Raw genomic sequence first — 8,175 nt, 5'->3', positions numbered from 1 at the left:
CGCTTGGCATGCCCCTCGGCGCCGGTTGCGACCAGGCGCTGGGTGATCGTCGTGGCCGTGGAGGCGGGACGGGCGACCTCGACCCGCTGGGGGTTGTGCAGGAACATGTCCGCCAGCCGCTCGATCTCCGGCGGCATGGTCGCGGAGAAGAACAGGGTCTGCCGGGTGAACGGCACCATCTTCACGATGCGCTCGATATCGGGGATGAACCCCATGTCGAGCATGCGGTCGGCCTCGTCGATGACGAGCAGCTCGACGCCGGTGAGCAGAAGCTTGCCGCGCTCGAAATGGTCCAGGAGGCGACCGGGGGTCGCGATCAGCACGTCCGTGCCGCGCATCAGCTTGGCGTCCTGGTCGGCGAAGGACACGCCGCCGATGATCAGGGCCACGTTGAGCTTGTGGTTGGTGCCGTAGCGGTCGAAATTCTCGACCACCTGGGCCGCCAGTTCGCGGGTCGGTTCCAGGATCAGGGTCCGGGGCATCCGGGCCCGGGCGCGTCCGTTCTCCAGAAGCGTCAGCATCGGCAGCGTGAACGCCGCCGTCTTGCCGGTTCCCGTCTGGGCGATGCCGAGGACGTCGCGACGCGCCAGCACGTGGGGAATGGCCTCGGCCTGGATCGGCGTCGGCTCGGTATAACCCGCCGCTTCGACGGCGTTCAGGACTTTGTCACTCAGTCCCAGGTCGGAAAAAGGCATCTGCGTTCAGGAACCGTTGCGCGCCCGGCCGGCGCGAAGGACACCGTCGCGGCAACGGCTGGGAAAGGCTCGCGCGGGGCGATCGGGCGCTCCCGGGGCCGCGGGGCGCATCACGCATGTCAGTTAGGGCCCTGGCGCGACTTGTCAATCTCGCAATGGTGATGGCGCCCGCCGACGCACAGGGGATCGGGCGCCAAAACGGGCCTCGATCAGGGCCGGAGACGGTCGGATGCGGGCACGAGGCAGGGATCCAGGCGGGTGGACCGGGCGAATTCCGATGCCGCGAGGGCGCCGGTCGTCTGCGGATCCGCGATCCCCGGATGGGCCGGTCCCGCCACAGCGGCGACCGCGGCGGCCATCGGTGCCGCATCGGGCCGGCTGAGCCGCGCGAGCTGGTAGGCGCCAACCACCGTGAGGAGCCCGACGAGTCCCGCCATGCGCAGGGTCCAGGGCAGGGGCCCGGCGGCCCGCCTCGGCCGCGCAGGATGCGATGCCGGGCCGGGAACGCTCGCCGGAAGACCGGCCATCCCCTCCGGAGTCCGGCGCCTGCCGAAGGTTCTCCGGCTCCGTTCGTCGTGGCTGAGCATGGATGGACGGCTGTCTCCACCGGGCGAGGCGGCCGGCCGCGACGCGGGAGCCGGCAGGAAGCCGGTCGCGGGCGCTCGAGAGGGTCGGCCCGCCCGCAGCGACCGACCATCGGCGGATACGGTTAACCGATCGCTTACGACCGCGCGCACCCTCTCGCCAAAGTTGTGCCGGAATAAAACGGCCGCCCTGTATGCAACCGGCGAGACGTCGGACGCTATCGCGGCACCCGTTGAGGCGTACCCGAATATGCACGTCGCGCAACACAGCTAGTCTTCCGAGCCTTTTCAGCTGTCCGCGTACAGTCTCGACGGGCAAGCGAGCCGGCTGCTTGGGAGACGGTCGGTTAGTCTTCATCTTTCGTTGACGGGATGTCCCTAGTCTGAGGATGCTTGTTGCAGGAAAGCGACAGACCCGCCATCCGAGAGCGCCTAGAAGGCTGCCGGCTCAAGCTAACCCCAGGACCGACACCACCATGAAGAAGCTCCTCCTCGCATCCACCGTCCTCGCCGGCTTGACCGCAACGGCGTCCGCCGCCGACCTGCCGCGCCGCGCTGCGCCGCCGCCGGTGTTCACGCCGGTGCCGGTGTTCACCTGGACCGGCTTCTACGTCGGTGTGAACGCCGGCTACGGCTTCGACGCCAACAGCCGCAACACCACCAGCTACGCCCTGCCGGGCGGCTCGCTGATCAACTCCCCCGGCACCTCGGGCGTCGTCAGCGTCAACAACCGCAACAACAACGACGGCTTCTCGGGCGGCGCCCAGATCGGCTACAACTACCAGTTCACGCCGGGCTCGGGCGTGGTGATCGGCTTCGAGGCCGACGCCCAGTACGTCGACTTCGCCCGCCGCGCCAACGCCACCCAGAACTACAGCTTCCTGGGCTTCCCCGGCGTCGCCTTCTCCAACCCGCCCGCCTTCGTCGCCACCAGCGGCAACGGCCTCGACTACTTCGGCACCGTCCGCGGCCGCCTCGGCTACGCCTTCGACCGCACCCTCGTGTACGGCACCGGCGGCTTCGCCTACGGATCCGGCCAGGACGACCAGAACTTCTCCGGCAACCGCTTCCGCGACAGCTTCCGCACCGGCTGGGCCGCCGGCGGCGGCGTCGAGTACGCCCTGCCCACCGACTCCTTCCTGAACTTCTTCCGCTCCTCGGCCGTCACCCTGAAGGTCGAAGGCCTGTACGTCAGCCTCGACCGCCAGAAGAACTCCGCCGGCGGCGTCTTCTACGGCAACCTCCTGCCCCCGAACGGCACCGCCTACCTCAACGGCGCCGCTGCCAAGACCGAGTTCGCCGTCGTCCGCGCCGGCCTGAACTACAAGTTCGGCTCGTACTAAGATCGAACGTCGGAGCCGGCTCGACCGGCTCCGCGCAACGGAAGGGCTCGGCCGCAAGGCCGGGCCCTTCCGCGTTTCAGGGTCGTGCCGCCGGACGGGTCGGGTGCGACAGGGAGCGCCGGAACCGCGCGTGCCACCCGCGATTGAGACCGCGGCGCCTCATGGGGATCGAGCGGGGACCAGGACGGGAACCGCGACGGGTCCGGGCGCACCGGAGCGATCAGCCATGCGAAGCCGAATCCTTCTCCTGTCGCTCGCGGCCCTGGCTCTGGCGGGAGCGCCTGCACGTGCGCAGGATGCCTCCGTGATCGGCAAGGATACGGTCCTGCCGGGCACGGGGCCGGGGACCTCGACGGACGGCCAGGGCGTCGGGCGGCTGATGGCGGCGGCGAATGCCGAGGACGCCGCCAAGCGTCAGGGGCTCAAGCCTGTGGCCTTCCTGGCCTCCAAGATGATCGGCGTGACGGTGCGCAACGCGGCAGGCGACAGCGTCGGCAAGATCGACGACCTGCTGATCACCGATGGCGGGACCCTCAAGGCCGTTGTGATCGATGTCGGCGGCTTCCTCGGCCTGGGCAGCAAGGTGATCGCCGTGGAGCCTGGTGCTCTGGTGCTGCGGCCGGGAGGCGAGCGGTTCTCGGCGGTCCTCAACATGAGCACCGACACGGTGTCGGCGGCCCAGCCCTTCGACCCGGCCAAGGCGGTTACCAAGCCCTGACGGTCCGGGCGGCCGGCGCGGTGGAAACCGCGTCGGCGCGACGGTTCAGATGTCGAGGTCGGCCCCCTCGGCGAAGGCCGCGCGCTCGCTGATGAAGGCGAAGCGGGCCTCGGGTTTGTTGCCCATCAGCCGCTCAACCGTGTCGCCGGTCGATTCCCGGGCCTCGTCCAGGACCGCGACGCGCAGCAACGTGCGCTTCTTCGGGTCCATGGTGGTCTCCTTGAGCTGGGCCGGCATCATCTCACCGAGGCCCTTGAACCGCCCGATCTCGACCTTGCCGGCCTTGAACACCGTCTTGATGATCCGCTCTCGGTCGGCGTCGTCCCGGGCATAGGCCACCTTGGAGCCCTGCTGCAGCCGGTAGAGCGGCGGGATCGCGAGGTAGAGATGCCCGCGGTCGATGAGCTTGGGCATCTGGCGGTAGAAAAAGGTGATCAGCAGCGAGGCGATGTGGGCGCCGTCGACGTCGGCGTCCGTCATGATGATCACCTTGTCGTAGCGCAGGTCGGCCTCGCGGAAGGCCGCGCCGGTGCCGCAGCCGAGCGCCAGGGTGAGGTCGGAGATCAGCTGGTTGGCGCCGAGCTTGTCCCGGCTCGCCGAGGCGACGTTGAGGATCTTGCCGCGCAGGGGCAGGATCGCCTGGGTCGCCCGGTCGCGGGCCTGCTTGGCGGAGCCGCCGGCCGAATCGCCCTCGACGATGAAGATCTCCGAGCCGGCGGTGCCGGCGGCCGAGCAATCGGCGAGCTTGCCGGGCAGGCGGAGCTTGCGGGTGGCGCTCTTGCGGGCGACCTCTTTCTCCTGGCGGCGGCGCAGGCGCTCCTCGGCCCGGTCGATCACCCAGTCGAGCAGCTTGTTGGCCTGGGCCGGGGAGGCGGCGAGCCAATGGTCGAAGGCGTCGCGCACCGCCGTCTCGACGATGCGCTGGGCCTCCACGGTGGCGAGCTTGTCCTTGGTCTGGCCCTGGAACTCGGGCTCGCGGATGAAGACCGAGAGCATGGACGCGCAGGTCGCCATGACGTCGTCGGTGGTCACCGCGGTCATGCGCTTGGCCTGGTTCACGCGCTCGGCGTGCTCGCGCAGGCCCCGGAGCAGGGCGACCCGCAGGCCGGCCTCGTGGGTGCCGCCCTCGGGCGTCGGGATGGTGTTGCAGTAGGAATGCGAGAACCCGTCCTCGGCGACCATCCAGGCCACCGCCCATTCCAGCGACCCGTGCGAGCCCGGCTTGGTGATCTTGCCGGAGAACATCGCGTCGGTGACCAGCTCCTTGCCGTCGATGTCGCGGGCGAGATAGTCGCGCAGGCCGTCGGGGAAGCGGTGCACGGCTTCCGCAGGTACGCCCTCCAGCCCCTCGAGGAGGGCGGGGGCGCAGCGCCAGCGGATCTCGACGCCGCCGAACAGGTAGGCCTTCGAACGCGCCATCTTGAACAGGCGGCGCGGGTCGAATTTCAGCGAGCCGAAGATCTGCGCGTCCGGGTGGAAGCGGACCCGGGTGCCGCGCCGGTTCTGCACCCGGCCGATCAGCTCCAGCGCGCCCTGCGCGTGGCCCCGCGAGAAGGTCTGGCGATACAGGGTCTGGTTGCGCGCCACCTCGACCTCGAGGAGGTCGGAGAGCGCGTTCACCACCGAGATGCCGACGCCGTGCAGGCCGCCCGAGGTCTCGTAGACCTTCGAGTCGAACTTACCGCCGGCATGCAGCGTGGTCATGATGACCTCGAGCGCCGACTTGCCGGGAAATTTCGGATGCGGGTCGACCGGGATGCCGCGGCCGTTGTCGGTGACCACGAGGGCACCGGTCTCCTCCAGCTCCACCTCGATGAAGCTGGCATGGCCGGCCACCGCCTCGTCCATGGAGTTGTCGATTACCTCGGCGAAGAGGTGGTGCAGCGCCCGCTCGTCGGTGCCGCCGATATACATGCCGGGGCGGCGCCGGACCGGCTCCAGCCCCTCCAGCACCTCGATGTCGGAGGCGGTGTAGCCGGAATCGGGCTCGGCCGCTGCGAGCGCCGTCACGGAGGCCGTGGCGTCCAGGCGCCGTCGCGGCTCCGGCGCGCGAGAGGGGGCTGTCGAGGCGGCCGCCTTGCCGCCCGGTCCGAACAGGTCGCGGGCCGGATCGCTCACGCGCGGCCTCCGCGGGCGCGGCGCATCGGCCGGCTCGGATTCGCGCAGACGGGTCTTGGGTCGTGGAGCATGCGCCTTCATCCCCGCATGATAGCGGAACAAAACGTAAACATCAAAACCGTTCGCCCCCAGGCGACGCGGCCGCACCATCGCATGCTGCGGCGCCGCGAGCGAGGGCCGGAACCGCCCCGACCCCCGAGGGGGCCAGGCGGCCCGTCATCACGACGTTGCACAACGATGGGTTAAGGCTTTCCCGTGACCAGCCTGTTCGACCTCCACAGGCCGCCGCCGGAACAGACCGGGACGATCGACGTTGACGGCGGAGATAAATCTTGACCGTGGTCAGGGAGCCGCAGCCCATGAGCGATGCCGCGATCGAGGCCCGCCGCCTCACGTTGATCCGCTTCGAGCACGCGGCCGGCGCCGCCTTCGGCTGCGACGACGACGCGGCCGGCGTGCCGCCCGGCCGGGCGCTCATGAATTCCACCACGATCGCGCTGGCGACCTTCGCGACGGCGCTCGCGGCAACCATCACCTACCTCGTCTGAACCGGGCGGCCGGACCCGGAAACCGGGACGTGCATCCCGTTCTCCGCGTCGGTCTGCTCCTGTCCCCCACCGCTGCCGGGAGAGCAGCGCAGGACCGCGTGCCCGCCCTGGACACGGACCGGCGCGGCTGACGCGCCTTGCACCCGGCGAGCGGGTGAAGGCCGCCTGGACCTGTCTGCGTCAGCCGGCGCCCGTCTTCTTGGCCGCGGTCTTCTTGGCGGCGGGCTTCTTCGCTGCCGTCTTCTTGGCCGCCGGCTTGGCGCCGCTCGCCGCGCGCGTCGCGGTCTTCCGGACAGCGCCCCGTTTCGCCGGCTTGCCGCCGCCCGAGGCACGCTTGGCGTTGACCAGGGCGATCCCCTCGTCGAGCGTCAGCGCCTCGGCGCTCATGGTCTTCGGCAGCGTGGCGTTCACCTCGCCGTCGGTGACGTAGGGGCCGTACTTGCCGGCCTTCACCACGAGGTCGCGCCCGCTCGCAGCGTCCGTGCCGAGCGGGCGGCCGGGATCGGCAGCCGGACGGCCGCGGCCGCCGCCCTGCTCCTTGGCGACGATCAGGTCGATGGCGCGGTTGCCGCCGATCTCCAGCACGTCGTCGTCCTTGCCGAGATTGGCGTAGGTCTTCCCATGCTGCACGTAGGGCCCGAACCGGCCGAGATTGGCCAGGATCGGCTCGCCGGTCTCGGGGTGGCGCGCCACCTCGCGGGGCAGCGCCAGCAGCGCCAGCGCCTTCTGCAGGTCGACCGCCGAGGGACTCAGCCCCTTCGGCAGGGAGGAACGCTTCGGCTTCTCCGCCCCCTTCTCGGTGGAGGCCTCACCGAGCTGCAGGAACGGCCCGAATCGGCCGTCGCGCAGCGTCACCGGCAGGCCGGTGGCGGGATCGTCGCCCAGTACCCGGACGCCCGGCTGGCCGCCCTCGGCCGAGGAGCCGTCCCCCTCGCCCTCGACGCCCGAGGCCGAGAGCTGGCGGGTGTACTTGCACTCGGGGTAGTTCGAGCAGCCGATGAAGGCGCCGAACTTGCCGAGCTTCAGCGACAATTGTCCGGTCCCGCAGACCGTGCAGGTGCGCGGGTTCGAGCCGTCGCCCTTGTCGGGGAAGATGTGCGGCCCGAGGAGGCCGTTCAGCGCCTCCAGCACGTCGGTGACGCGCAGCTCCTTGGTCTCGCCGATCGCCGCGGAGAAATCGCGCCAGAAGTCGCGCAGCACCGCCCGCCAGTCGATCTCGGCATTGGAGACGCGGTCGAGCTGCTCCTCAAGGTCGGCGGTGAAATCGTACTCGACGTAGCGCCGGAAGAAGCTCTCCAGGAAGCCCGTGACGAGCCGCCCCTTGTCCTCCGGCTGCAGCCGCTTCTTCTCGATCTTGACGTATTCGCGGTCGCGCAGCGTCTGGAGCACCGCCGCGTAGGTCGACGGGCGGCCGATGCCGAGTTCCTCCATGCGCTTCACGAGGCTCGCCTCGGAATAGCGCGGCGGCGGCTCGGTGAAGTGCTGGGTCGAGCTGATCCGCTCGCGGGTGAGCGGGTCGCCGGCCTTCATGGGCGGCAGGCGGCGGCTCTCCTCGTCCTCCTCGTCGTCCTTGCCCTCCTGGTAGAGGGTCAGGAAGCCGTCGAACTTCACCACCTGGCCGGTGGCGCGCAGGTCGATCTGGCGGGGGCCGACCTTCGCCGTGACATCCACGGTGGTCCGCTCCAGCTCGGCCGATTCCATCTGGCTCGCCATGGTGCGGGTCCAGATGAGATCGTAGAGCCGGGCCTGCTCGGGCTCGAGGTGGCGCGCGACCATCTTGGGCAGGCGGCTCATGTCGGTGGGACGCACCGCCTCGTGGGCCTCCTGGGCGTTCTTGGCCTTGACGCTGTACTTGCGCGGCACGTCGGGCACGTAGCGGTCGCCGAATTCCTTGCCGATGACCCGGCGGGCGTCCTGGATCGCCTCGGGCGCCATATCGACGCCGTCGGTCCGCATGTAGGTGATGATGCCGACGGTCTCGCCGCCGATATCGACGCCCTCGTAGAGACGCTGGGCGACCCGCATGGTCTGGGCCGGCGCCATCCCGAGCTTGCGCGAGGCCTCCTGCTGCAGGGTCGAGGTGGTGAAGGGCGGCTGCGGGTGGCGCTTGGCGGGCTTCGCCTCGACGCTCGCCACCTGAAGGTCGCGAGTTCGAGGTCGCGCTAAGGC

At 70.1% G+C, this 8,175-nt stretch carries 6 protein-coding genes and 1 pseudogene; 3 read left to right on the top strand and 4 right to left on the bottom strand.

Translation table 11 applies throughout. From position 1 onward, the window contains the following. Together I53_RS09030 and I53_RS34980 are read right to left on the bottom strand one after the other, a co-directional pair. A partial coding sequence (locus tag I53_RS09030; protein WP_043349416.1) for a DEAD/DEAH box helicase occupies positions 1 to 695 on the bottom strand: 695 nt, incomplete at its 3' end. Positions 696 to 904: 209 nt separating this feature from the next. Beyond that, positions 905 to 1,132, bottom strand: a complete 228-nt coding sequence (locus I53_RS34980) for a hypothetical protein (protein ID WP_236961534.1) — start codon at positions 1,130 to 1,132, stop codon at positions 905 to 907. 623 nt (positions 1,133 to 1,755) lie between these two features. Between I53_RS34980 and I53_RS09020 the strand changes: the two genes are divergently transcribed. Both I53_RS09020 and I53_RS09015 read left to right on the top strand, forming a co-directional pair. Beyond that, positions 1,756 to 2,622, top strand: a complete 867-nt coding sequence (locus tag I53_RS09020) for an outer membrane protein (RefSeq protein WP_043349412.1) — start codon at positions 1,756 to 1,758, stop codon at positions 2,620 to 2,622. A gap of 226 nt (positions 2,623 to 2,848) precedes the next feature. Then, complete coding sequence (locus I53_RS09015) at positions 2,849 to 3,340, top strand: PRC-barrel domain-containing protein (protein WP_043349409.1); 492 nt, start codon at positions 2,849 to 2,851, stop codon at positions 3,338 to 3,340. Positions 3,341 to 3,385: 45 nt separating this feature from the next. Here I53_RS09015 and parE read toward each other — a convergent pair whose 3' ends face one another. Then, positions 3,386 to 5,458 (bottom strand): DNA topoisomerase IV subunit B, encoded by a 2,073-nt coding sequence (gene parE, locus I53_RS09010; RefSeq protein WP_043349421.1) that lies wholly within the window; start codon positions 5,456 to 5,458, stop codon positions 3,386 to 3,388. Between the two features lie 359 nt (positions 5,459 to 5,817). Between parE and I53_RS09005 the strand changes: the two genes are divergently transcribed. Further along, positions 5,818 to 6,006, top strand: coding sequence for a hypothetical protein (locus I53_RS09005; protein WP_043349406.1), 189 nt, complete (start codon positions 5,818 to 5,820; stop codon positions 6,004 to 6,006). 180 nt (positions 6,007 to 6,186) lie between these two features. On the opposite strand, the pseudogene topA reads toward I53_RS09005, so the two are convergent. After that, positions 6,187 to 8,168: pseudogene (gene topA / locus I53_RS09000) on the bottom strand (type I DNA topoisomerase); the annotation flags it as partial. Positions 8,169 to 8,175 lie beyond the last annotated feature (7 nt).

It is taken from the genome of Methylobacterium sp. B1 (assembly GCF_000333255.1).
GTDB classification, from domain to species: Bacteria; Pseudomonadota; Alphaproteobacteria; order Rhizobiales; family Beijerinckiaceae; genus Methylobacterium; species Methylobacterium fujisawaense.
The sequence above is the reverse complement of the archived record's forward strand: the minus strand, read 5'-3'. Positions and strand labels throughout refer to the sequence as shown.

Bases quoted from the DNA above. Each gene is read 5' to 3' on its own strand.
- I53_RS34980 (WP_236961534.1), bottom strand. From the start codon at position 1,132: ATGGCGGGACTCGTCGGGCTCCTCACGGTGGTTGGCGCCTACCAGCTC.
- I53_RS09005 (WP_043349406.1), top strand. From the start codon at position 5,818: ATGAGCGATGCCGCGATCGAGGCCCGCCGCCTCACGTTGATCCGCTTC.
- I53_RS09020 (WP_043349412.1), top strand. From the start codon at position 1,756: ATGAAGAAGCTCCTCCTCGCATCCACCGTCCTCGCCGGCTTGACCGCA.
- I53_RS09015 (WP_043349409.1), top strand. From the start codon at position 2,849: ATGCGAAGCCGAATCCTTCTCCTGTCGCTCGCGGCCCTGGCTCTGGCG.